This window comes from Thermostichus sp. MS-CIW-30 (assembly GCF_054058015.1).
The window spans coordinates 1-22,228 of the sequence record NZ_JBSRZW010000024.1 but is presented as its reverse complement, the minus strand read 5'-3'; the positions used below and the strand labels follow the sequence as shown (position 1 = coordinate 22,228).

Below are 22,228 nucleotides of genomic sequence, written 5' to 3'. Positions count from 1 at the left end.
TACCTTTCCCATGATCCACCCCGAGGAAGTTGAGCGCCTGCGCGGCGTAAATGTTTATCTCATTGGGATGATGGGCAGCGGCAAATCCACCGTGGGATCGGAGCTGGCAGCCCAGTTGCGCTTTCAATTTTTCGACACCGATGGTCTGGTGGAGCAGGTGGGGGGTTCTTCCATCGCTCAGATCTTCGCCGAGCATGGGGAAGCCTACTTCCGGGATCTGGAGACGCAGGTGTTGGCCCAGTTGAGCAGCTACACCCGGTTGGTGATCGCCACAGGCGGCGGCATTGTGTTGCGCCCCAAAAATTGGAGCTACTTGCACCATGGCCTCACCGTTTGGCTGGATGCGACCCCCGAGCTGATTTGGCAGCGGCTCAAGCGGGATCCCGGCCAACGCCCCCTGCTGCAAACCCCCGACCCCCAAGCTGCCCTGCACAAGCTGATGCAAGAGCGAGAGCCGTTCTACGCCCAAGCCGACGTGCGGGTGCCCATCCGGTCAGAAACCAGCCCGCCCCAATTGGTTGAACAGATCTGGCAAGCCATTCGCGCCCGCCTGCGAGACGGGATCCCCTCCTAGCCACCTCGCGCCCAACACAAAAAGGGATCCCATGAGGGATCCCTGAACTCTTTAGTTTTTGATTTTTGATTACTCAAGATTCGCCGGGAGCGGATCCCTGACGCAGCCAGGGTAGCTTCCTTTAGAGCGCATTGCCGCGGGGGAGGACTTCTTCAGGGAACTCAAAGCGCTCATGGGGCTGGTCCTGCGGCGCCATCCACGCCCGAATCCCCTCGTTCAGCAAAATGTTCTTCGTGTAAAACGTCTCAAACTCAGGGTCTTCCGCTGCCCGCACCTCCTGACTGATAAAGTCATACGCCCGCAGGTTCAGCGCCAACCCCACTACCCCAATGCTCGACATCCACAAACCCGTCACCGGCACAAACAACATGAAAAAGTGCAGCCACCGCTTGTTGGAAAACGCTATCCCAAAAATCTGGCTCCAGTACCGGTTGGCCGTCACCATCGAGTAGGTCTCCTCCGACTGCGTCGGCTCAAAAGCCCGAAAGGTGCTGGCCGCCTCCCCATCCTGAAACAGGGTGTTCTCCACCGTCGCCCCATGGATGGCACACAGCAGCGCTCCACCCAAAACGCCAGCCACCCCCATCATGTGGAACGGGTTCAGCGTCCAGTTGTGGAACCCCTGGAAAAACAGCAAAAAGCGGAAAATCCCCGCCACCCCAAAGCTGGGCGCAAAAAACCAGCTGCTCTGCCCCAGCGGGTAAATCAAAAACACGCTCACAAACACCGCTATCGGCGCGCTAAACGCAATGGCGTTGTAGGGCCGCACCCCCACCAGCCGGGCAATCTCAAATTGCCGCAGCATAAAGCCAATCAGCCCCAGCGCTCCGTGCAGGGCCACAAAGGTCCACAGCCCCCCAATCTGGCACCAGCGGGTGAAGTCCCCCTGGGCTTCGGGGCCCCACAGCAGCAGCAGGCTGTGCCCCATGCTGTCGGCGGGGGTGGAGACGGCTACGGTCAAAAAGTTGCACCCTTCCAGGTAGGAGCTGGCCAACCCGTGGGTGTACCAGGAAGTTACAAAGGTGGTGCCGGTGAGCCAGCCGCCCAGGGCTAGGTAAGCGCAGGGGAACAGCAGCAGCCCGGACCAGCCGATGAACACGAATCTGTCGCGCTTGAGCCAGTCATCGACGATGTCGAACCATCCTCGCTCCTGACGCACGCGCCCTACCGCTATGGTCATAGGACGTCTCTCCAGAACAATGACGACGAATAAAGTGCAATACAGCAGCGCCCACAACAGTTCTGAGCAGCACTGTCCTTCCATCTTACGAAAAATCAATAAGTTGCAACATAACCTCAAGATGAGGCGCTGCATCAGCTCATCCGGCGCAGGGATCCCTTGTGTTTTAGGATGGGAAGGGTTTTGGCTGAGGGCAACTGAGCCGGGATCCGTTCGCGGCGGCGGAGCGGAGCCCACAACACCAGGGAGGGCAGCGTGGTTCAAGCCAGGATTTTGTTCGCAGCGGCAGAGGCAGCACCTTTGGCCAAGGTGGGGGGCATGGCGGATGTGGTGGGATCCCTGCCTGTCGTTTTGCGCAAGCTGGGGCAGGATGTCCGCATCATCATGCCTCTGTATGGCTTTCTCTGGGACAAGTTCGGCCAGGAACCAGGGCAATACCCCCGCTCGAAAGATCCCATCTGGTCTAAACAGGTCATGGGTCAGGTGGCCGATATTTACGAAAGCGTTTTGCCCGGCACCGATGTGCCCCTCTACTTGGTCAGCCACTACTGCTTTGCTCCCCACCGCATCTACTACGGCGAGGACGAGTTCTGGCGCTTCACCTTTTTTGCCAACGCCGTAGCCGAATTTGCCTGGACTTACTACCCCTGGAAACCCAACATCATCCACTGCCACGATTGGCACACCGGCATGATCCCGGCCTGGATGCACCAAGCTCCCGATATTGGCACGGTGTTCACCATCCACAACCTGGCCTATCAAGGGCCCTGGCGCTGGCAACTGGAGCGCATGACCTGGCTGCCCTGGTATTTTTCTGCCCACAACACCATGGCTGCCGGGATCCTCTATGCCGACCAAGTGAATACCGTCTCGCCCACCTACGCGATGGAGATTCGCACCCCTCTGCATGGGGAAGGACTGCAGGACTTGTTGGCCTGGAAAGGGGAACGGTTGCGAGGAATTTTGAATGGGATCGACATCGACAGATTTGATCCCCGCACCGACCCAGACCTAGAGGCCAATTTCAGCATCGATGACCTCAGCGGGCGGGCGGCCAACAAAGCCACGCTACAGGCCAAGTTGGGCTTGACCGTCAACCCAGATACCTTTCTGATGGGCATGGTGGCCCGTTTGGTGGAGCAAAAAGGGATCGACTTGCTCATCCAAGCCTTGGATCGCTTTTTGGCCTACAGCGACGCGCAATTTGTTTTGCTGGGAGGCAGCGGCGAAGCCTACTACGAAGGGCGGATCCGGGAGATGGCCGAGCGGCACCCGGGCAAAATGGCCTACCAAAAAGGCTACCAACCCAAGCTGGCCCAGTTGATCTACGGGGGGGCAGATGCGTTTTTGATGCCCAGCCGCTTTGAGCCCTGCGGCATCAGCCAAATGATCGCCATGCGCTATGGGTGTGTGCCCATCGTCCGCCGCACGGGGGGGCTGGTGGATACGGTCAGCCACCACATCCCCAGCAAGGGGATCGGCACCGGCTACTGCTTTGACCGCTACGAAGCCCTGGACTTCTACACCTGTCTGGCGCGGGCTTGGGAAGCCTTCCAGCACAAAGAAACTTGGCAAGCGCTGCAGAAGCGGGGCATGGCCAGCGATTTCAGTTGGCACCGCTCAGCGCTGGAATACCTGCGCATGTATGAGCTGATTCTCAACCTACCGCTGCTGCCGGAAAAGCCTCCAGAGCCACCCAACTCGCCCAGCTCCTCTCCGCCCAAGCTCAAGAAGCCCATCTCCTCCCAGCCTCGCTCCAAAGGGATCCCTGAGCTGCAGCAAAGGCCCGAGGAGTAGGGTAGAGTGGAACGGGTCAAGAGAGGTTTTGGGGGTTACCCGCACATGATTGGACGACGTCCCGCTGTTGCTTCCCAAGGCTGTCGCCAGGACGCCATCGCACAGGGGCTCAGCCTTCTGCGCCGTTCTTGGGCGCGGTTGGTTTTCGGCGTACTGCTCGGCCTCATCTTGGGCGTGGGCTCCACCTTCTGGGCCACCGCTCAGCAGCTCCCTGCCGGACAGCAGCTTATTCCCAATCCGCAGCAGTTTCGCGCCCTAGAGCAACCCAGCAGCGCCCTCAGCGCATTGCGAGCCGAACAACTGGCCGCCGAAGCCAATGCCGCCATCCAAGCGCAAAACTACGACCAGGCTGTCGAGCTGCTGCAGCAGGTGTTCAACGCCTACAACCAGCGCTCCAACTACCACCAAGATCTCTCCCGCGCCTTCGCCGGGATCCAAAACCGCATCTCCGAAGAACAGCGGGAGCTGGCCCGTGTTGCCGCCCAAGCCCGGGATCAAGCTGCCTACGATTTGGCCGTGGTCTACCGCGCCGCCGGGCGACCGGAAGAGGCCGTGGGCTGGCTGATCCAGGTCATCAACAGCCAGAGCCCAACCCGCGAGCTGGGCACCCAAGCCTACCAGCAGCTCTTGGAAATCGGCTTCGTCAGCACTCCCTTCCCCAGCTAGAGCTGCTCTTCCAGATTGCGATAGAAAGCCAGCGCCGTTTGCCCATAGGTTCGTTGGTCAAAGCGCAGCAGGGATCCCACCTGGTCTGGTAGCTTCTGGCCGCTGCGATGCTCGACGATCAAGGTTCCGCCTGGCTTGAGCAAGGGCGGGATCAGGGGCAGGAGCGGGGCGTACAGACCGGCCTCGTAGGGAGGAGCAAAGTACACGTAATCAAATGGCTCCAAGTTCAGGCCGCGGCTGAGCAGCTTGCGGGCATCTCCCTGAATGACCTGGAAAGATTGCCCCAGCTGCGCCACCTTGGCCCAGTTGGCTCGGATGATGCGGCAGGCAGGGGCGGCAATCTCGATCCCGGCCACAAAAGCGGCCCCCTGACACAGGGCTTCTGCCCCCACCGTACCGGCCCCACAGCACAGATCCAGCCAGCGACAGCCTTCCACCTGCCCTTGCAAGATGTTGAACAAGGCCTGCCTCACCCGGCCAGGGGTGGGTCGGGTGCCCAAGCCAGTGGGAGTTTGCAGCGCTCGTTTGCCGCTGATGCGCAGGCTCATGGGATCCCTTCAGGGGCTAGGCGTGGCCGGCAACTGGCCGGTCAACCCACTGCGCTGGGCGGCGCGATCCCGCTCCATCTGGATTTGCTCCACCAAAGGTTGGGGCAGTTGGGCGGAAGCTTGCAGGGCCTGATCGAAAAGGGGGACGGCCTCTCGGTCTTGCCCTTTGGAAACCAGAATTTGCGCCTTGAGGTAGTAAAGCTCGGGGTTGCTGCAAGAAGCAGCAATGGCTCGATCCACCGCCTCCAGCGCCTCGTCAAAGCGCTGCATATCCCGGTAGGCCAGAGCTTGGCCGCGGTAGGACAGATAGTCAGGAGCTGCCATCCGAAACTGATTTAGAGCCTTCTCCCGGTAGGTCAGCAGCAAATCCATGTAGCCGTTGAGCAGATTGAGCTCCGGATCGCTGCTGTCCACTGCTTGGGCGGCCCGGATGGAGGCAAACAATTGATTGAGGGTGGGCAGAGCTTTGGGCAAACCGATGACCACCCCATCTCGCACCACTATGTTGGCTGCCTCTAGCCCGTAGCCCACACCCTCGTAAAGGTTGCCACGCAAGGGATCCGTCTTTTTCAACTCGGCGGCCACCTGTCGGGTTTGAGTGGCCAACTGGGCAAATGCTTCCAGGTCTCCCTCCTGATAGGCCAGCGCCGCCAACAGGGCATAGACCATCGGCTCTTCGGGGGAGGCCTTCTTGGCCATTTCCAGTTTTTCCCGGCTCTGGCTGTAGCGGCCTGAACAGAAGAACTCTTCAAAAGCTGCCGCCACCTCCGGCCTGATGGGGCGGGCATTGTCCCCGCTGCGGAAGGGATCCTGCGCCCAAACGGGCAGAGCGGATCCCCACACCCAACAAATCACCCCCAGCAGTTTGCCCAGCCTGCTCATTTTGCCGATACTCATCCCCAGTGCCTCAACTCCCACCCCCATCTAACCCTCTCTTCAGCGCAGCAGTTGGGCAATCGAAGCAATAGCGGCATCTTGAACCAACTCATTGGGCTCATAGGCCAGAAGATCGTGCAAGGGATCCAAGGCGCGCGGATCCCCGATTTGGCCGAGGGCACGGGCCGCCGCCTCCCGCACCACCGGTTCATCGTCCGCAAGCTTGGTCAGCAAAGCCGGCACCGCCTCCACCACCCGCATTTGCCCCAACCGGTAAATGGTTTGCAGTTGAGCCTCAAGAGGGGTTGCTGGGAGAGCAGAGCTGTACACAGAAATACCCGCAGAACCGTCGGAGGAGTAGCCGCCATAGGCCATCGAGATGGCCGAGAGAGCCTGCAACGCCTCTAGGGCACGAGATCGCTCTGCCCCGCTCATCTGGGGCAATTGAGCCACCAGATCATCAAAAGCTTGCTGCACAGGATCGACAGCCGCAACCTGTTGGGCAATGCGAGTTAATTGGCGATCCGCCTGCACCTGCTGCCAAGACTGGAACGCTGCCAGACCTGCCACTATCAAAGCCGCATCGGCCAGAATGGCCAGCAGCGCCATTCCTCCCCAAATCTTGCTGCGACGGCTGAGCCTTCGCATTTGCTTATCCACATAGACAAAGGCTTGGTGCTGCCGTTCCCAAAAGTCGGGGGCCACCTGCAGAGTTTGAGCGCTCAGATCGGGAGACAGAAGGTTTTCCTCGCGGGCTACCTCTAGGCTCTGTAGCCTTTGATTCAAGCGAGAAAATTGTTTCGTCCAGAGCCAAGTAAACATCAGGTCACGTCCTCTCTGCAAACCTGCCATCGAGAACCAAGTCTTGCTGACACAACATTGTGCAGGACATTGTGCGGGAACATTATGCGGGCTGTGCTGGCGTTCAGTGTCAGGCAAGGTTGGCCCACTTTCCCCTGGGATCCCAGAGGGGGAGCTTATGCGACAGGATAACAAAAGCGTCAGCTCCCCACCACCGGTCTTTACCCCAGAATCGCAGGATACCTCTCATCATGGAGAGGCCGACGAAGGACGCAGAGAGGTTGGCTGCACTTGCGACCGAGAGAACCCGAAGGCCACCGCGTCGAGCTTCTCGACACCCGACTGACCGTTTGAGCCATTCTGCCGCTGCCTGAGGAGATGCCATGACCACTGCCCTCGCCCCCCGTAAAACCCACACTTCAGAGGAATACTTTGCCCTGGAAGCTGAATCAGAGGCCACAGGCGGGATCCGCCGTGAATTTCGCAATGGGGAAATTATTGAGATAACTGGCGGCACACCCATTCATAGCCAACTGATTACCAGTGTCAATGCCCTACTTTGGCTTAAGCTAAGAGGCAAGGGTTTTCCGTTTTTTCTAGTGATCTCAGACTTTACATACCTGCCTTCGAACAATATGTCTATCCCGATGGTATGGTGATCCAAAACCCAGTTCAGCTTAAAGAAGGGCGCAAGGATACTGTCACTAACCCTATCTTAATTGTGGAAGTGCTCTCGCCTGCCACCGAAAGCTACGATAGAGGAGCGAAGTTTGCTGCCTATCGCTCTCTCCCAACTTTACAGGAGTATCTGCTAATTGACCAAGCTCGAATCAGTGTAGAACACTACCGCCGCCAGGGAAATGTCGAGTGGATCTTCAGGGACTACCATGCCCTGGATGATGTTGTTACGCTGCCATCTGTCAACATCACTTTTTCCCTGGCAGACATTTACGGTGATATTGAATTAGAGCAAGATTCAAATGCAACACGCTCCTGACAAGAACCTACTCCCCCACTTGAAACGTAGATGAGGCAAGTTGGGAATGCCTGAAGTGATTCTGCTAGATATCTACATCCGGCTCTGGCTAGGGTTACACGGCTATGCCATAAAAGACTATTAAAGGATGAGATGGGCGACAATGTTTGCAGAAGTATCTAGGGCGTTTTAACTCATTCAAGGGAGGAAAAACTATGACTGCTACCTATGCTGTGTCTTCTAAGCCAATGACTTTTGCTGAGTTTCTGGAGTGGAAACCTAACAGACGATACGAACTACACAACGGAGTTGCGGTTGAGATGCAACCCACAGGGAAACATGATGAAATCAGTGGTTTTCTTGCCATCCAATTGGCATTAGAAATCCGCAGGTGCAACCTCAACTATTTTCTAGGTCGGGACACCTTGATCAAGGCGCCGGAAGGCGATACTGCCTACGCTCCTGATGGGGTGCTGATTGACCGTACCGCCTTGGCCAGAGAACCCCTGTGGCAGAAATCCTCGACGCTCATCCACGGAACCTCTATTCCTCTTGTCATTGAAATCACCAGCAACAACTGGCGAGATGACTACTGGCATAAGCTGAGTGACTACGAGACGTTAGGTATTGCCGAATACTGGATCGTTGACTACCAAGCGTTGGGGGGTCGTCGGTACATTGGCGAGCCGAAGGTTCCCACAATCTCTGTTTTCCAACTGGTCAATGAGGAATATCAGGCGCAATTATTTCGGGGCAATGACCGGATTCGCTCTAAAGTTTTCCCTGAATTAAACCTCACGGCTGAGCAGATTTTTCGGGCTGGAGCCTAGCATGGTCAAGGCACTTCCGCCCGTATTAACTCGTGGTCAGAGGCAACTTTTTCCAGCCCATTGGCAGAAGCATATCGAATTGGCTGATATATGGCTACCACCCTTCTGAAAGACGTTCCACAATATCCCGACGGGACAACACCTTTTCGCAGGTCTCCCATCTTGGGCCTTTGGGTTCAACTGTGCTTGCGTAGCGCAGCTCAAAAGCGTTGGCCTGTTTCTTGCGCTCTGTAAACTCCTGCAATTTGGCCTCCAGAGTTTCGATATTCTCAATCCACTCATCTTCGATAGTATCGGGCAAAGAACCGAACAAGTCGTAGCGATCTTTCATCCGCTGAGAAAGCACCTCGTATACCTTTTCGTCGTGGGTACCGTGGTACACCAGGTTGAGCATGTCCACACGGTCGCGGGTCTGACCAAAGCGCTTGATCCGCCCGATGCGCTGCTCTAGGCGGGAAGGATTCCAAGGGAGATCAATGTTGATCAGCGTGCCCAAAGTTTGGAGATTCAGACCTTCACAAGCAGCATCGGTGGCCACCACCAGCCGAATGGTACGCTCTCGCACGGCTCTCTTGATATCTTCCCGCTCTGCGCTCCGCCATTCTCCGGCAAAAAACAAACCCGACTTGTGGGCGCCTGCATAGAGAGCCACACTTTCTTGAGGCAGACGTTGGCTCAGGTTGTTGGCCACCCAATGGGCGGTATCAAAATACTGGCTGAAAATGATGCATCCCAAGTCCAGCCAGTGTCGTTCCTGTAGGAAATAGAGGACGGCATCGAGTTTGGGATCCGTGCTCTTTTGGCTCAAGACGCTAACAATGCGCTCCAAATGGGCATATTCTGCCTCTAAAATCTCTGGAAGGTTGTCTAACAGCCAATCTTCTTCTCCGTCCTCCTCAAAAAAACGCCGCTTTTCCAGTAGTTTCTGAGCCGTAGATAGGCCGCTGGCAATACTGGAGCAGATCCGGCTTTGCATGATGCTTTTCATAAACCCAGCGGATTGGGTACGCTGTCTCAAAGCCCTAGCAAAATCTTGGGCAGCTTCATAGGCCACATCAAATTCGGGAGAAGTGAGCAAACCCAGCCCACAGAACATGGGCAATTGCTCTCCCTCGCTCGGCCAAATATCGACGGCAATCCGCTCAAGCAAGCCCAATTCTTCCAAGGTAGAGCGTTTTCGCAATACGGTATGGCGCAGAATTGGGTTGTGTCGCTGGAAAAAAGTCAGCCCCTGTTGGCGCTCTTCCAGGGCATCTCGCAGTTCTTGGCGGGTGAAGTCCTCCAATTCCGTCAGGGGCTTATCTGTGAAGTGTTGACCTTTGAAGAGCTTCAGATCGCTGCGGATGTGGTCAAACAAGGGATCCTCAACAGATGGCGGCAGAGGATTGCGGAGCAAATTCCAGGCAAAATGCTCGTCGGTCACTGCTTGTTGTCCTGTCAAGATGGGCAGGATCCTTTGCGTCTGCTGCCACAACTGCTGATGCCGTCGTCCCAACACATGCTCGGCACCGCTGTTGAGCACTCCCAGCAGATCCCACAGCTCCTCAACATGGGTTTGGATGGGGGTGGCTGTGCCCAAAAGGACGTGCTTGGACTGGGTGGCCGCCTTGCCCATAAAGTCCAAGAGATTGTTGGGTTTGGGATCCCTTACCGTGACACCACGGGTACAGCGGGCGCGGTGGGCCTCATCCAGGACAATCGTGCCAAAGCGTCGTTCCAAAAGGCATTGGGCTTCGGGGGCATTGTGAAAGATGAGACCCGTAGAAACAATACCAATTTGATAGGGGCAACGGCCAATACCTTCAGCACCCTTGGTTTTGATGATGTGCCCATTGGCATCTTGCCATACCTTGCGGTTGGAGAGCCACACAGCAGAGGGAATGCCCAGTTTATCTTTGAGTTCCACTTGCCACTGCTGGCAGAGGGTAGCCGGACAAAGAATTAAGGCTGGCCCATCTTCCAAAAGGCACGCCACCATCGCCGCAACCGCCAAAGACAAGGTTTTACCCAGCCCCACTTCATCTGCCAGAATGAGTCGCACTGCACCATACAGCTCTCGGTGTTCCAGGAACATTTCCACAAACGACTGCTGCCATGGTTTGAGAACCTCACCCCGGCGATAGAGAGGGGCTTCCACCAATGCGGCTCCAGGAACATCGACAGGTTGCAAGTCTTGAAGAAATACCTCTACCTTGCGAGATAATCGCCCCACCTCTTCCACAATCGCTTCTGGCAGAGGAACACTCCGTTCCCACAGGTACTGAAACTCCGCTTCGACCCAAGCAACCCCTTCTGGCGACTGGTCTTCCCAGACAATTTCGTAATGCTCTTGCCATCCCTGCCGCGTTTCGTTGAGGCTGCCGATAAAAGCAGATTTGGTGCCATCTCTTGCCTCAATAACACCTGCTTTGCCGTGGAGAAAGGGGGCATCTGCGGCTGACACCACTCGCACTTCCACTTTGCCGCTTTTGAGGATTTCGTAAAGTTGACGGTAGCGGGGGCGCTGTAATAGGCTGGTGATCAATTCTCCTTTCTCTTCGTTCCATTTTTCTTTGAGCGCCATTTCTCTGGCCTGGCGGGAAGCTTTGCCGATGGCAATATCCCAGGGATCCAAGTCGCTGTTACAGACGATCTGCACCTGCTCGATGTGTGTAATCTCTTCAGTCACCAATTCAAAAATAGAAGAGCGAAAGTACCCAGCAATGCGCTTGTAGGTGCGTGCCTTTGCCAGGCGATCTTTGAGAAAGACATGGCTGAGCCGCTGCTGGCGGGAACTGAAACGGCGTAGGAAAGAAGTGCTGGACATGGCGGGCTGGGGTAAAATTGTAACAATACTCTAGCCTTAAAATGAGCAGCCGAAGGCGCAAGCAGCGTCTTTGCAGAATAAGCTGATCAGCGCAAGGTAGCCATGTCAACCGTACAAGAGTCTGCAGGCTTTCAGGGCAGAGAGAAGCGCAGCATAGGAATATCCGAAGCACAAGCGCGGCTTATTCAAGAGAAAATTCAATCCGTCTTTGGCTCGGATCTGTGGGCTATTGTTGTCTATGGATCCCGCGCCAATAATTCATGGGTTCACGGCTCTGACCTCGATTTATTAGTAATTGCAGAGAATATACCCGATTGCAGAAGCAGAGATGACTTACTGCTTCCTACCTGCAGGGATCTAGAAAAACTTCTTGGCTTGGAGATAAACTTTATCTTGCTAAAGCCCACAGAGCTATGCAGGCCAGCCAGCTTGACTTATGAAGTGGCTACCAACCACCACATCATCTATGAAAAGCAGAACTGCATCACGCAGATCAGGGATATAGTCAATCAACTCATCTGTGACAGTTTAATTACGTATAAAGTATGCCGGGGGATCCCCTATTGGGTGAATAACGATGAGAAAGAAATTAGCAAGAGACTACTATCAAAGGGCTAATTATCGCATCCAAGCGTTGTCATTCTTCTATGAGGTTGGCGATTACGCTGATGTAGTTCGGATGTGCCAAGAAGTCATTGAGTTATTCATCAAAGCTTGCCTAATCATTAAGGGAATAAACTACGGCAAAACCCATGACCCTGGTGGCCAAGTAGCAGAAAATAGGGAACGGTTCCCAGAGCTTTCTGACGAGGAAATAGCCTTGCTGGAAAACATATCATTTGAGATGCGCAAAGATAGGGAGTTGGCTTTTTATGGAGCTGTAGATATTGTCCCCTTGGAATACTACAAACAAAAAAATGCGGACAAGGCTATAGTTTATGTTAACCAAATAAAGTCGATTGTTGAGAAATACTTTAACTCAGATGCTGAGCTTGAAGGAAGCCCTGGCAATACAACTTGTGAGTGAGTTAATCCTATAACTTCTTCTTCAACCCAAGCGTTCATTTCTAATCAGTGCAAACAAGATATTAGCGGCTGAGGATTCTTCTGGATAGCGGTGTTCTCGCTTGCGGGCGATGTATTGACAAAAAGCCATCAAATCATCCCGGCGCATGTGGTAGTTGGGCACCAAAGACCGCAGGTGTTCCATCACCTCATCGCTATCCGCCTCTTTCTGCAGTTCGTAGAGAGCAAACAAAACGGCTCGCAGTGCTGAGCGGCCAAATTCGCCCTCAAAGCTGCTCTTCTTGAAGTCTAGAGCATTTTTGAGTCGGGCATTGTTGGGCTGCTGAGAGGCCATCAATTCGCCATAGTCGCCAACTCGAAATGCCTTGGCAAAGTTCTGGTAGTTGTCCAGCTTCTTCAGCCCTACCGCTTCCAGTTCCATCATTTTCAGATAAAAGCGCTCTGCACCACAGCACCCCTCCCACACCCCCTGCGCGATGCCTTCAGGTACAAGATGCTCATTGGCAACCTGCACAGCGTAATCAATAATTTCTCGCACGATGTCTCTTTCGCCTTTGGGTCGGGGGCGCAGGGCTGCTGCCACCATATCCTGTCCATCAATGCGCCGGTAGCCCGTCAATACCCGCAACGCTGCCGCATAACCTGCCATTTGCAAATCGGCATCCTCAAATAGGTTTTCGGTGCGCCCCTTGCCCTTGGTACTCTGATTTAACCCCACCATGGTCTCAATTTGATGGGCAACTTCCTGCCGCACTTCCTCCACCAGTTCGTCCCGATAGGCGGACTCGTCGCGCACCCGCTTGCGCGCTACCAACAATACCGTGCCCTGCACATACCCGCCCTTTTTCAGTTCGGAGGTGGTTTCGGTGGCAATGTACCAAGCGGCTGTAACTTGCAAGCCCGCCCCCCACATGATGCTGGCCATATCCGACCATACTTCCGCATCCTGATGGGTAAACATCACAATTTGCAAGCCGTTGTCGGGCATGTGGTTCGCTAGGGCGCTATAGGCGGCAATCATGTCCTGCCGAAACTTTTCCCCTTTGCCCTGAATGGCCAACGCCCGCCGACTGTCCCACACCCAATCGGCAAACTCCTTGGGCGGATTCTTCCGCAACCACGCGATGAAAAATTCCGTGATCTCGTGGTAATGCACCGCATCCGCATACGGTGGATCGGTGATGAAAATATCACTAAAAGCATTACAGTTGTTGGCGGACAGAGCATGAATAACTTTTATTTCTCCATTCAGCAAATCCCTTTTATAAGAAGGAAATCTTGCGTTTTTATCTAAAGCTGTTGTCCGTATTGCATAAGTATACATAGTATTCAATGCCTGTTGATAGAATGTGTTTTCAGGTTTTTCCCAGCTAGTATGCCAATGACATAATCTTGAATTCCAATCGAGAGCGCTAATTGAACCAAATAATAAAAATATTCTTGAGTTCTTGTTTAATAAACTTGATTGAAATAACTGATGTAAAAATATCTGCCGTGGGTTAAACAAATGATGCCAATACGTCCAGCCCCGCTCGCGAACGAGGCGTGTGGTTTCTTCCCCCGGTTCGATCGCCATATCGGGTACCAGGCCAGCTTCCTGCCAGGCGGCCAGGTTTTCCCGCACGATTTGTTCCACCTTTTGTTCCCGTGCCAAATCGGCGGGGGTGACGCTGGCAAAAAAGGTTTCTTGGCGGCTTTGGCCCAAGGTTTCCGCCGTTATCCACTGAATGCAATACAGCCGTTCTTGAAAAATATCGTCCGGGCGGGGCATAAAGTCGTGTTTTTCCCAGCGGCGCAGTTTGTTGCCGGTGGTGCCATCGGGCAGGCGGTAATCGCCGCGAATGGTTTTGATCGGCGTGCGGTATTCTTCCCCATCCAGCACGTACACCAAATCGCCCTTTTGCACGGTGCCTTTGGCGGCGGCGGTCATTTCCGCTTCGCTCACTCCCGTGACAATTTCAATTTCAAAGCGTTTTTGGTCGTAATTGGGGATTAACTTCGCCACCACATTGCGGGTTTTGCTGATCACCCAACTGGGAGCCATTGGCACCATCCAGCCCGTGTGAGGGCAACGAGTTTCCAGGCAATACAAATAGGCTTTGGCGCGGTTGCCGTGTTCATCATGCTCGATGCCCAGCTTCGTAATTTCCTGATCCACCGCTGCGGCTACTTCCCTTTGGGCTTGCTCAATTTCCCGACGGGTGGCTTCATCTGCCCCCACGATATTCAGCGCTCCCCAAGTGAGCATACAGGCAATGGGATTGAGGTCGCTGGCATAGACATCGCAGCCCAGCCGGGCCGCTTCAAAGGGGATTTGGCCGCTGCCGCAGAAGGTATCTCCCACCCGCGGGCGATGGCCAAACCGCAAAGTCCCCAGTTGTTCCACCAATTCCGGGAAACTGTGGGCATTTGTCCCCAAATGTTGGTTCACCCGATCCCAAATGGGGCCGTAGAGGGTGGCATCGTCGCATTCTTCCGGCCGTTTGCAGAGTTCCAGTTTTTCCAGGTAAGAGCGTTGCGCCAATTTGAGTTTGTCCCGTGGCGATTTCAAACGCCGTTCCAAACTGCTGTCGGCGATGCCCATCAGCAATTCAAAAATTTCCAGATCGGCTTCGGGGTTATCGGTGGCAGGCAATAATGCTCCCAACACACAGGCTTTGGCGAGGATGAGGGGTTTGCGCCCTTTCCAGTAACTTCCCAAGGCGGTGAGGGTTTGTCCCAAATTTGCTTTGCGTTCTTTTTGGGCTTCGGCGCTGATTTTTTGGGCAGGCAAGAGCCGCTCGATCAAACTCGGCTTATCTTTCCAAGCAAGGGGGATGATGGACAAGGGAGATCTCCGGCGATACCATCGATCATGGTAGCTCTTAGGGCCCTAAGCCGTGAACTGGGAAGACTATATTCATTCGGATCCCGATATTCTCCTGGGTAAGCCAGTTTTCAGAGGAAGTCGCCTATCGGTGGAATTTATTTTGGGGCTATTTTCGGCAGGCTGGACGGAAAAGCAGATTTTGGAAAACTACCCTACGCTGACTCCAGAAGCACTTAGGGCTATGTTTAGCTATATCCAAGAATGTATGCGTGAAATGAACTTCTACAGTTTTTCAGATAAAGTTAGTTGATGCAATTTCTCGTCAATGAAAATTTTCCACGCTTAAGTATCTGTCTATTGCGAGATGCTGGCTTAGATGTGGCATCGCTCTCAGAGGAAGCTCCAGGTACTAAAGATTTCGAGGTCTTGGCTAGAGCTGCACAAGAGAAGCGGATTATATTGACTTTTGATCGGGATTAGCGTCCTTTGTAAGTCTAGCTTGTCCAAATCTGGAATGGACTCTGGAAGAGCGTTAAACAACTTGCGAAACTGGGCAGTGGTGCGAGATTTCACAGTGTTTCGGGGTTTAATTCTTCCGTCTTGCCTGCTTGATACTCGGCTATTGCCTCGGCACCGAGTTTTGCTAACATATCCGCTGAAGAAGCAAAGGATTCTTCCCATCGCTGATCGTCTTCTAGCTCATCAAGAATCAGGCTGGCAATTGCATTTTGCTCCTCTGTGGGTAGAGCTTTTAACTTGCTAATCGCTTTCTCCAGCAGTTCTGTCATCATTTGCATTCTCCCAAATAGGCGGTTTTATCTAGTATAACTTAATCTCTTAGCTTTGTCGTGCCAATGGTTGCTTCACTATCCCAAAAGGGCGAGGGATCTTCTTGCAAGCAGGATAACAGGCTGAGTTGATCGGCTTCTACGGCTTCGCTACGCAAGCTATCGGAACAAGCTGGCTGGTATGGGCGCTTGACCGGAGTGGGCACACTCAGTTCCGTCAAGGGATTTTCTGTGAGGGCATAGCGCAGGGCTTTGCGCCAACCGATATTCCCGTGATCGACACCCCCTGTCGCCGCTGCTGTCATGGTGTAAAGCCACCAGCGCTCTTCTGGACGCAGCCCTCTCCAGTTGCGAATGGCATTGGGGATCGCCTCCGGTTTGGCCCGTTCTACTGCCCAAGCCAGCACCAGCAATTCCTTCCCCAGCAGACGTTCTACGAGGTTGCGGCCAGTTGTCCAACGGCTCGGATTCATTTTTTTCGCCCGCAGGCGGTCATTAAACTCTTGTTTGAGATCCTCAGCAATCTGGCTCCAGATAGACCGGCTGAGAACACAGCGCTCCGCAATGTCCGGCTGTCCGTTGATGCCCGCCTTGATGCCATAGACTTCGTAAATCAGCACAGGAGCGGTTCTGCCGGCAGGTATTTCGACCACAAAGTGGTGGGGATCAACGGTTTTGGGACAGCCGAACCCCACCGTCTCCCATTTTTTATCGCTCACTGCTCTACCTCTCCCGGCTCAGGATTGATTTCCAACCGATGCAAAAAGACTTCCAAATCGTGGCCGCTGCTGAAGCGTAGGTCGTCCAAGCGCAGACTCACCTCTGCCGTCTCATTGCCCAAAGCCTGACGTGCTATCGCAATAAACTGCTCAATGTCTTCCGCTTTTACCACCATATCGCTTCCAAAACGGGTGGTGATGGCTCGGTTCCCTTCCCCCACGGTTAGGGAGATCCCACCCGCCAGTCGCACACCCAAAGCCTTGCTCTGATTGATGGCCGTATAACTCGCCTTATTTCCTTGCAGGTTGAGGCGCTTGTGCAGCTTAGCCGGTTTGTTTTTGTCAATCACCGGCCCTTTTTGGTCGAGCGCCGGGATCGTGAAGTTGCGAGTGGTGCTCACCCCTTGATCTTCGGCGTAGGCATAGATGGTAACGGCTTCTGATCCCTCTAGTTCGATGGGGCCAGTGTAGAGGGTGCCTTCCCGTGGGTTAATGCCCGTGGTGTTCCAGCGAATTTGACCACGGGGTTTCACGGTTAGCTCTACGGTGCGCTTGCCGCCGCCAATACGAGGCTGGTGGGTGAGGGTCAGCGTATTCTTCCAAGCATAGACATCCCCTGTCTCGTGCCGGCCATCCGGGTCAATGGCGACAAACCACAGGGCAGTGGCATCGGTTGTCCAGATCGTATCGGGCACCACAGGGCTGTTGGCATCCACATTGGGCGTGTAGCTGTAGTGAACACGGCCATTTTTGCCCGCATCTCGAGGCAGAATTTCCAAGGTAGCCGTACCGGTGCGGTCATCGTATTCTCGCTGGGTGATGGCTACGGATGTGCGGGGGGGCGGAAAGGGCCCCTTTTCGATGTATCCATCTTCGGTGTACCGCCAGCGACCTTGGCTGACGGCTATCTGCCGCAGGGTATCCATTCCTTTGGGGGGCAACCAGGGCCAGCGCTCGTTGGTGATGGTGCGGGAAACCACGTCTCGCCAAGGGATACGCCGCTCTCCCCCTGCCGGCCACAACAGGTCTTCTGCTCGCGACAGCAACGCCTCGGCATTGGCTTCCACATCGACATACAGCTTGGATGCACCGACATCGGATAGGGCTTTTTCGATCTGCTCTTCAGCATGGAAGGTATTGCCCGTAAAGGTCATGGAGAGCTTGGTAGGAGTCAGTTTGCCCTTGATGGGGTAATAGACCCGATTGAACAGGCTGACCACAGTGGCGTTAAAGTCGTAGGCGGCTTGTTCGGCCTCTTCCTCCAGTTCTGCTTTGTGGGGGGATTTGTCTCCACCGGTTTCTTCCAGTACTCGGGCAACGGCCCACAAACGACGGGTTTTGTCTTCTAGGCTGGCCAGATTGGAGCCATCTCCGGTAACCACACAAAAGTTGTTCTTCTCGGGAACACTTTCCCAAAACTGCTGGGCCTCTTCTGGGGGTGTTTTGCTGTCTGGGCTGAGTACCAGGCACACCCGCGGGCCATTGAGGCGAATCTCATCAATTTTGGGCAGGGCTTGCACCTCTTGATAGGCAATCCGCCGTTGGGGTCGGAAAATTTCTTCCAGCCGCCGCTTCATTTCCGCATCAATTTTCGGCTGGGGAGCGTTGCGGGCACGGCTATCAATGCGCTTACGCAGGTTCTCGATGTTGGAAAAGTACCAAGCATCGTTTTCTTTGCGGTGCAGGTACCAGGCGTTGGCACGGAACGCTTGAAAAGCATCCTGAAATTCGCTGACATTCCGCTGAGGAGCTACTAGGTATTCCAAAAATTGCCCCTCGGTAAAGCCTTTCACAGCATCAACTGATTCAGACAGAGAGGCAGTCAACAGCAGGGCAGCAATCTGACTGGCAGCATCATGGCCCAGTTTTTGATCCACCAGTTCAGCGACAGCAGTGCCATTGGCCGCAATATCGTGGGCAATCGCTCCCTGTAGATTGCTGATTTTGTTGATCTCTTCCCGCACATCTGGGATGTTGAGGTTCAGATGCTGGCAACCGATCAGGTAGACATCGTTGCTGGGACGCTCCCATACCGACTGGATTATTTTTGAAACAAACTGCATCAAGCCGCGAGTTTGACGGTAGCTTTCGTTTTCCTTAAATAGGGCAATGATGTGCTTAACCGAAGGATGGAAAGGGTAAGAAGCATGAATTTCGGCGGCAATTTGTTCGGCAGTTTTGGCAATTGATTTGGCTCTGGCTGCATCTCCCAGCACTTTTGCGTAGGCAGAAGCAACTGCATCAATGGTTTGTACATTGGGCAGGGAGCTAAATAGCCGCTTGCGGAGAATGTCGTAAATTTCCGATGTGCCCAGGTCTACCGGTGTGATGGATCGCGCTTGGCGGTTGGTTTCTTGAGCGAAGTTACCGATTGCTTTTTGCAGTTCCCGTGAGGCTCCTTCGTAGCTGCCGGATAGATTGGAAATGACAATGCAGCAGCGCTTTAACTTCAAGGCGGCACTCAGCAGGTTCGATAGGGCGTAGGTTGTCACTTGCGCCAATGTACCTCCGCCCACCATGCGGGTAATGGCGTAGTCGAAGTAGGGCGGCAGCTCGTCCAATAGAATGAGGGTGGGTTCATCTCCAATTAAATCAATCCAATCCTGCTCACTGGGGGCATCTGCTCCGTGCTGCCAAAATTTGACAAAAGCCTCTTCTTTCCCCAGTTGCCGGGCAATCTCTCCCCAAATAAACCGTTGCTCGAACTTGAGGCGTCCATTGATGGCAACCAGTTTAGCGTCGGCAAAAGGAGCATCTTGAGTGATGTCTGGCACAACCTCGGCACGCAAAGCGGCATCCCGCGCCAGCAACCCTAGGGCAATCATGGAGTGGGTTTTACCACCCCCCATCGCCTGTTTGAGTTCAAACACCGCTTGGTCGGAGCGACCTGCCAGCCGTTTGAGCCCCTGACGCAGCAACAGATCCATCCCGCGGGTAATGTGGTTTTTGGCGAAGAATGCCCGGGCATCCTCTGCTGTATGCTCGATAACATTCGACAGATTTTCAATTTGCTCAACTATGGCGTAGTTCAAGGCCATAGGATGAATTTGACAAACGTCTTTGACGGTGGGAATCATTGCGGCTAGCTCCTGCTACCCAAGATGGTGACCCTCTCTTCAACTAAAGGAACTGTGGGGGGTGTTCAGTATTTAGCAGAGCTGACACAGGCAGGCAAGGGCGGCTGTTCGATATTCATGTCCCGCCTTGTTTGGGATGCGACGGTCAGGATGGGGATCCCTCTGTGAGGATTTGGTTAACCTTTTCTGTCCACTGGGGATCTTCAGGTGCAATCACTATGCTCTTGGGTCGGGATCCCAGTTCCCGATAGATGGGCTCCACTGCGGGAGTGCCCCGCAACTGCCAAGCTATGTCTTTGAGCTGTTGAGTGGTCAAGGTCGATAAATCAAGGATGGTCATGTGGATAGCTCCCCCTCTGGGCCAGTGAATCTCTGTAGCTTCGACCCGTTGGGCTTTACCTCAAGATAAACGGAGAGGGTGGGATTCGAACCCACGGTGGCGTCAACCACGGCAGTTTTCAAGACTGCTTCCTTAAACCGCTCGGACACCTCTCCAAATTGCCGGGATCCCCAGGCTTTACTTATGTTACGCAATGGGTTTCTGGCTGTGCAATCGCTGCCGACCACAACCCCCACAGATTTACCCGCCACTGCCGCCGGAGACCTGAGTGGACGCCTGATGGTTGCGAATGGCCCGCTTGACCAAATTGAGGAAGGCAAAGGCCCGTTGGTCGGTGGGATCCAAGCGCATCACCGCTTGAAAGGCTGCTTCCGCCTGTTGCAGAACGGCCAGATCGATTTGTCCGTCCTCATCTGCTTCCAGTTGGGCCTTTTGCAAGAGGAGGGCCCCTCGATTGTAATGGGCTGCCACATGGTTGGGATCTGCCGCCAAAACGGCTTCCAGCTCTGCCAGGGCCGGATCCAGATAGCCGCTCATGCCCAGTACCCAGGCCAGCTTGTAACGAGCTTCGGTATGGGTTGGATCGGCAGCAACCGCCTGCCGAAATGCCCGGATGGCAGCCTGGAAATCGCCCGCTTGTACCGCTGCGATGCCTTCTTGGTAGCTGTCGTGAGCCATGAGCAAGTTGGGGGTTGACTGGGAAGCTGGCATGAGGAAGGGATCCCTTACCTGTAGATTAACCCTTGCCAAACCGGTGGCTCCCAATTCCCATCCCAGGTACCGAGAACAGAGCCGTGCCCCCGCTGGTTTACCGTCTTTTCCCTCTTGGGGGTGCCATCTGCAGCAGGAGAAACTGCCGCGGCAAGAGATTGGAGATTGCGCAAAGCCTGACCCGCATAACCTGCGCCCCTTCCTAGGATGAACATAGCCATTGATTGGGTGTGAACCATGAATGCCAAACTGCTTTTCCTACCGCTGGCTTTGGGGCTGTCTGTGGCTCCGACCACCGCTGTTTTTCCGCAAACCCTGGGCATCTACCCTCCTTTACAAAGGCTGCAACTGGCCGATACTCGTCAGTTGGATGTTGGCACCCGCTCCATCATTGTCAACCCCGTTCCTTCCGACCTGCGGGTGAATCTGGAGCTGGATCGGCACGGGTCTAACCCCATCTACCGGCCTGGCGAGCCGATTGCCATTACCCTGAGCACCAACCGCGATGCCTACGTTTACCTGTTCAGCATCCAAGCCGATGGCCGTACCCATCTGATTTTGCCCAACCGCTTTTCCGGCGGCAACGAGTTTCTGCGGGCCGGAGAAGTGCGCACCTTCCCGCCGCCAGGGGCCAGCTATCGGTTGACCATCGCTCCACCCTTCGGCCAAGCCCAGGTGTTAGCGGTGGCCTCTCCCCGTCCTCTCAACTTCCAGGAGATTGCCTCTTTTGAGCAGAGTGGCTCCTTTGCCGACGTGCGGGTGCGGGGATCCCAACTGGGCAATGCCATTGCCCGCGCCATCATCGTCGAGGGGATCCCTTCCGACCAGTGGGTGACGGCCACCCGATTCTATCGGGTTGCCCCGCGCTAATCCAAGCTCTGAGACCTCAGGTGGATGGCCCGCACAGGATCCCCTTCATCGGGTATATGACCAGCCCCACCGTTCAAGCTGGGAAGGAAGTCAACCACCCCAAAGGCTGCCCAAAGATTGGGTTCATCTGCCACAATGAGAGCAGCCAAAGGTAGTCTCGGCTACGTCCTGTGTGGTTCTGGGTCAGCCGTTCTATGTCCCCTTCCTCCAATCCCCTGAGCGAGCAGATTCGCAGTATTGACGACCATCTCTCCCGCCGACCCCTGGATCTGGATCCGGCGGGCTATTTCGTCATCTACTTGGATCGGGAGCAGAACCTCATTTGCGCCAAGTACTACAGCACCGTCATCAACGAGCGGGGGCTGGCCACCGATCCGGAGACAGGAGCTGTGATCCCGGCCAAGGGCTCCGTCAACCGATCCCCTGAACGGGTGTATGTTGGGCGCACGGCCAAAGAACTGTGTGTACAGATCTTTGAAAAGGAGCAGGAGAGAGTGGTCTCCCAGCTCAGCCATGCGGCCTACTTGGGAAGGGAGTTTCAAAAAGCCGAAGCTGCCCTGATCTCTGGCGAGGAGTACATCCAAGACTGATCCCTTCCCAGAAAGCTCACCAAATTTTCGGGCTGGAGACCCGCACCATAGCCGCAGGCTTGGTGTCGGGAGGAAAGCCCTCCTCCTTATAGGTTTGCCGGTCAAAAGCCTGGATGAACTACAATAAGCCCATGAGCCAGACTATATCCGTACGTTGCAAGCTGATAGTCCCACAAGAGTTGCGTCAAGAAATTGACCGCACTTTGCAGGGCTTTGCGAATGCTTGCAACCAGATTCTCGACAC

The 22,228-nt window shown here is 54.8% G+C and carries 23 protein-coding genes, 1 tRNA gene and 1 pseudogene; 13 read left to right on the top strand and 12 right to left on the bottom strand.

Going from position 1 to position 22,228, the window contains the following annotated elements:
* The first annotated feature begins 10 nt into the window (after positions 1–10).
* Positions 11–574, top strand: coding sequence for a shikimate kinase (locus ACVWXW_RS10730; RefSeq protein WP_457403809.1), 564 nt, complete (start codon positions 11–13; stop codon positions 572–574).
* A 121-nt stretch (positions 575–695) separates the two neighbouring features.
* On the opposite strand, the gene psbD is transcribed toward ACVWXW_RS10730, so the two are convergent.
* Positions 696–1,754 carry a photosystem II D2 protein (photosystem q(a) protein) gene (gene psbD / locus ACVWXW_RS10725; protein WP_011432491.1) on the bottom strand — a complete coding sequence of 353 codons (1,059 nt, stop codon included), beginning with the start codon at positions 1,752–1,754 and terminating at the stop codon, positions 696–698.
* Positions 1,755–2,009: 255 nt separating this feature from the next.
* On the opposite strand from psbD, the gene glgA reads away from it, so the two are divergent.
* Both glgA and ACVWXW_RS10715 read left to right on the top strand, forming a co-directional pair.
* Positions 2,010–3,551 (top strand): glycogen synthase GlgA, encoded by a 1,542-nt coding sequence (gene glgA, locus ACVWXW_RS10720; protein ID WP_457403807.1) that lies wholly within the window; start codon positions 2,010–2,012, stop codon positions 3,549–3,551.
* 45 nt (positions 3,552–3,596) lie between these two features.
* Positions 3,597–4,217, top strand: a complete 621-nt coding sequence (locus ACVWXW_RS10715) for a hypothetical protein (protein WP_457403806.1) — start codon at positions 3,597–3,599, stop codon at positions 4,215–4,217.
* Here the strand turns inward: ACVWXW_RS10715 and rsmD are convergent.
* The 3 genes from rsmD to ACVWXW_RS10700 are packed head-to-tail and all read right to left on the bottom strand — an operon-like array spanning position 4,214 to position 6,463.
* Positions 4,214–4,765 (bottom strand): 16S rRNA (guanine(966)-N(2))-methyltransferase RsmD, encoded by a 552-nt coding sequence (gene rsmD / locus ACVWXW_RS10710; protein ID WP_414407375.1) that lies wholly within the window; start codon positions 4,763–4,765, stop codon positions 4,214–4,216. The two genes, ACVWXW_RS10715 and rsmD, sit on opposite strands and share 4 nt — an antisense overlap.
* Positions 4,766–4,774: 9 nt before the next feature.
* The gene (locus ACVWXW_RS10705) at positions 4,775–5,662 is read right to left on the bottom strand and encodes a Sll0314/Alr1548 family TPR repeat-containing protein (RefSeq protein WP_457403805.1); all 888 of its coding nucleotides are present in this window, start codon (positions 5,660–5,662) and stop codon (positions 4,775–4,777) included.
* Between the two features lie 39 nt (positions 5,663–5,701).
* Positions 5,702–6,463 (bottom strand): HEAT repeat domain-containing protein, encoded by a 762-nt coding sequence (locus ACVWXW_RS10700; protein ID WP_457395642.1) that lies wholly within the window; start codon positions 6,461–6,463, stop codon positions 5,702–5,704.
* Positions 6,464–6,825: 362 nt separating this feature from the next.
* Here ACVWXW_RS10700 and ACVWXW_RS10695 point away from each other — a divergent pair, with 362 nt between their 5' ends.
* From ACVWXW_RS10695 to ACVWXW_RS10685, 3 genes are all read left to right on the top strand, one after another.
* Positions 6,826–7,101 (top strand): Uma2 family endonuclease, encoded by a 276-nt coding sequence (locus ACVWXW_RS10695; RefSeq protein WP_457403803.1) that lies wholly within the window; start codon positions 6,826–6,828, stop codon positions 7,099–7,101.
* Positions 7,059–7,439, top strand: a complete 381-nt coding sequence (locus ACVWXW_RS10690; RefSeq protein WP_457403822.1) for a Uma2 family endonuclease — start codon at positions 7,059–7,061, stop codon at positions 7,437–7,439. Before ACVWXW_RS10695 ends, ACVWXW_RS10690 begins: the two co-directional genes overlap by 43 nt.
* A 194-nt stretch (positions 7,440–7,633) precedes the next feature.
* A complete protein-coding gene (locus ACVWXW_RS10685; protein ID WP_457403802.1) occupies positions 7,634–8,248 on the top strand; it encodes a Uma2 family endonuclease in 615 nt (204 codons plus the stop codon).
* A gap of 94 nt (positions 8,249–8,342) precedes the next feature.
* Here the strand turns inward: ACVWXW_RS10685 and ACVWXW_RS10680 are convergent, their stop codons facing one another.
* Positions 8,343–11,054 carry a phospholipase D-like domain-containing anti-phage protein gene (locus ACVWXW_RS10680; RefSeq protein ID WP_011433328.1) on the bottom strand — a complete coding sequence of 904 codons (2,712 nt, stop codon included), beginning with the start codon at positions 11,052–11,054 and terminating at the stop codon, positions 8,343–8,345.
* A 102-nt stretch (positions 11,055–11,156) separates the two neighbouring features.
* Between ACVWXW_RS10680 and ACVWXW_RS10675 the strand changes: the two genes are divergently transcribed.
* Entirely contained in the window at positions 11,157–11,672 is a 516-nt protein-coding gene (locus ACVWXW_RS10675; protein ID WP_414357407.1) for a nucleotidyltransferase domain-containing protein, read from the top strand.
* Positions 11,632–12,081 (top strand): HEPN domain-containing protein, encoded by a 450-nt coding sequence (locus ACVWXW_RS10670; RefSeq protein ID WP_457403801.1) that lies wholly within the window; start codon positions 11,632–11,634, stop codon positions 12,079–12,081. Before ACVWXW_RS10675 ends, ACVWXW_RS10670 begins: the two co-directional genes overlap by 41 nt.
* A 21-nt stretch (positions 12,082–12,102) precedes the next feature.
* On the opposite strand, the gene ACVWXW_RS10665 is transcribed toward ACVWXW_RS10670, so the two are convergent.
* Complete coding sequence (locus ACVWXW_RS10665; RefSeq protein ID WP_457403799.1) at positions 12,103–14,907, bottom strand: anti-phage-associated DUF1156 domain-containing protein; 2,805 nt, start codon at positions 14,905–14,907, stop codon at positions 12,103–12,105.
* A 52-nt stretch (positions 14,908–14,959) separates the two neighbouring features.
* Between ACVWXW_RS10665 and ACVWXW_RS10660 the strand changes: the two genes are divergently transcribed.
* Positions 14,960–15,199, top strand: a complete 240-nt coding sequence (locus tag ACVWXW_RS10660) for a DUF433 domain-containing protein (protein WP_011433325.1) — start codon at positions 14,960–14,962, stop codon at positions 15,197–15,199.
* On the top strand, positions 15,199–15,369 hold the full coding sequence (locus tag ACVWXW_RS10655) for a DUF5615 family PIN-like protein (protein WP_187147225.1): 171 nt from the start codon (positions 15,199–15,201) through the stop codon (positions 15,367–15,369). The genes ACVWXW_RS10660 and ACVWXW_RS10655 overlap by 1 nt, the downstream gene beginning before the upstream one ends.
* Before the next feature lie 89 nt (positions 15,370–15,458).
* Here ACVWXW_RS10655 and ACVWXW_RS10650 read toward each other — a convergent pair whose 3' ends face one another.
* From ACVWXW_RS10650 to ACVWXW_RS10625, 6 genes are all read right to left on the bottom strand, one after another.
* A complete protein-coding gene (locus tag ACVWXW_RS10650) occupies positions 15,459–15,677 on the bottom strand; it encodes a hypothetical protein (protein ID WP_041437369.1) in 219 nt (72 codons plus the stop codon).
* 41 nt (positions 15,678–15,718) lie between these two features.
* Positions 15,719–16,396: an anti-phage-associated DUF3780 domain-containing protein gene (locus tag ACVWXW_RS10645; protein ID WP_083757646.1), complete on the bottom strand. Its 678-nt coding sequence runs from the start codon at positions 16,394–16,396 to the stop codon at positions 15,719–15,721.
* Entirely contained in the window at positions 16,393–19,473 is a 3,081-nt protein-coding gene (locus ACVWXW_RS10640) for an anti-phage-associated DUF499 domain-containing protein (RefSeq protein ID WP_414418149.1), read from the bottom strand. The genes ACVWXW_RS10645 and ACVWXW_RS10640 overlap by 4 nt, the downstream gene beginning before the upstream one ends.
* 145 nt (positions 19,474–19,618) lie before the next feature.
* Positions 19,619–19,813 (bottom strand): hypothetical protein, encoded by a 195-nt coding sequence (locus ACVWXW_RS10635; protein WP_011433320.1) that lies wholly within the window; start codon positions 19,811–19,813, stop codon positions 19,619–19,621.
* Positions 19,814–19,883: 70 nt separating this feature from the next.
* A tRNA-Ser gene (locus ACVWXW_RS10630) sits at positions 19,884–19,968 on the bottom strand.
* A gap of 85 nt (positions 19,969–20,053) precedes the next feature.
* Positions 20,054–20,524 carry a tetratricopeptide repeat protein gene (locus ACVWXW_RS10625; protein WP_414418001.1) on the bottom strand — a complete coding sequence of 157 codons (471 nt, stop codon included), beginning with the start codon at positions 20,522–20,524 and terminating at the stop codon, positions 20,054–20,056.
* Positions 20,525–20,761: 237 nt separating this feature from the next.
* On the opposite strand from ACVWXW_RS10625, the gene ACVWXW_RS10620 reads away from it, so the two are divergent.
* From ACVWXW_RS10620 to ACVWXW_RS10610, 3 genes and pseudogenes are all read left to right on the top strand, one after another.
* Positions 20,762–21,394, top strand: coding sequence for a DUF4384 domain-containing protein (locus ACVWXW_RS10620; RefSeq protein ID WP_414330041.1), 633 nt, complete (start codon positions 20,762–20,764; stop codon positions 21,392–21,394).
* Between the two features lie 194 nt (positions 21,395–21,588).
* A complete protein-coding gene (locus ACVWXW_RS10615; protein WP_414407603.1) occupies positions 21,589–21,984 on the top strand; it encodes a DUF4346 domain-containing protein in 396 nt (131 codons plus the stop codon).
* 131 nt (positions 21,985–22,115) lie between these two features.
* A pseudogene (locus ACVWXW_RS10610) lies at positions 22,116–22,228 on the top strand (RNA-guided endonuclease TnpB family protein); the annotation flags it as partial.

Bases quoted from the DNA above. Each gene is read 5' to 3' on its own strand.
- ACVWXW_RS10685 (WP_457403802.1), top strand. From the start codon at position 7,634: ATGACTGCTACCTATGCTGTGTCTTCTAAGCCAATGACTTTTGCTGAG.
- ACVWXW_RS10675 (WP_414357407.1), top strand. From the start codon at position 11,157: ATGTCAACCGTACAAGAGTCTGCAGGCTTTCAGGGCAGAGAGAAGCGC.
- ACVWXW_RS10640 (WP_414418149.1), bottom strand. From the start codon at position 19,473: ATGATTCCCACCGTCAAAGACGTTTGTCAAATTCATCCTATGGCCTTG.
- ACVWXW_RS10670 (WP_457403801.1), top strand. From the start codon at position 11,632: ATGAGAAAGAAATTAGCAAGAGACTACTATCAAAGGGCTAATTATCGC.
- ACVWXW_RS10655 (WP_187147225.1), top strand. From the start codon at position 15,199: ATGCAATTTCTCGTCAATGAAAATTTTCCACGCTTAAGTATCTGTCTA.
- ACVWXW_RS10680 (WP_011433328.1), bottom strand. From the start codon at position 11,054: ATGTCCAGCACTTCTTTCCTACGCCGTTTCAGTTCCCGCCAGCAGCGG.
- rsmD (WP_414407375.1), bottom strand. From the start codon at position 4,765: ATGAGCCTGCGCATCAGCGGCAAACGAGCGCTGCAAACTCCCACTGGC.
- ACVWXW_RS10695 (WP_457403803.1), top strand. From the start codon at position 6,826: ATGACCACTGCCCTCGCCCCCCGTAAAACCCACACTTCAGAGGAATAC.
- ACVWXW_RS10700 (WP_457395642.1), bottom strand. From the start codon at position 6,463: ATGTTTACTTGGCTCTGGACGAAACAATTTTCTCGCTTGAATCAAAGG.
- ACVWXW_RS10635 (WP_011433320.1), bottom strand. From the start codon at position 19,813: ATGACCATCCTTGATTTATCGACCTTGACCACTCAACAGCTCAAAGAC.
- ACVWXW_RS10705 (WP_457403805.1), bottom strand. From the start codon at position 5,662: ATGAGTATCGGCAAAATGAGCAGGCTGGGCAAACTGCTGGGGGTGATT.
- ACVWXW_RS10625 (WP_414418001.1), bottom strand. From the start codon at position 20,524: ATGCCAGCTTCCCAGTCAACCCCCAACTTGCTCATGGCTCACGACAGC.
- ACVWXW_RS10730 (WP_457403809.1), top strand. From the start codon at position 11: ATGATCCACCCCGAGGAAGTTGAGCGCCTGCGCGGCGTAAATGTTTAT.
- ACVWXW_RS10615 (WP_414407603.1), top strand. From the start codon at position 21,589: ATGTCCCCTTCCTCCAATCCCCTGAGCGAGCAGATTCGCAGTATTGAC.
- ACVWXW_RS10620 (WP_414330041.1), top strand. From the start codon at position 20,762: ATGAATGCCAAACTGCTTTTCCTACCGCTGGCTTTGGGGCTGTCTGTG.
- ACVWXW_RS10715 (WP_457403806.1), top strand. From the start codon at position 3,597: ATGATTGGACGACGTCCCGCTGTTGCTTCCCAAGGCTGTCGCCAGGAC.
- psbD (WP_011432491.1), bottom strand. From the start codon at position 1,754: ATGACCATAGCGGTAGGGCGCGTGCGTCAGGAGCGAGGATGGTTCGAC.
- ACVWXW_RS10650 (WP_041437369.1), bottom strand. From the start codon at position 15,677: ATGACAGAACTGCTGGAGAAAGCGATTAGCAAGTTAAAAGCTCTACCC.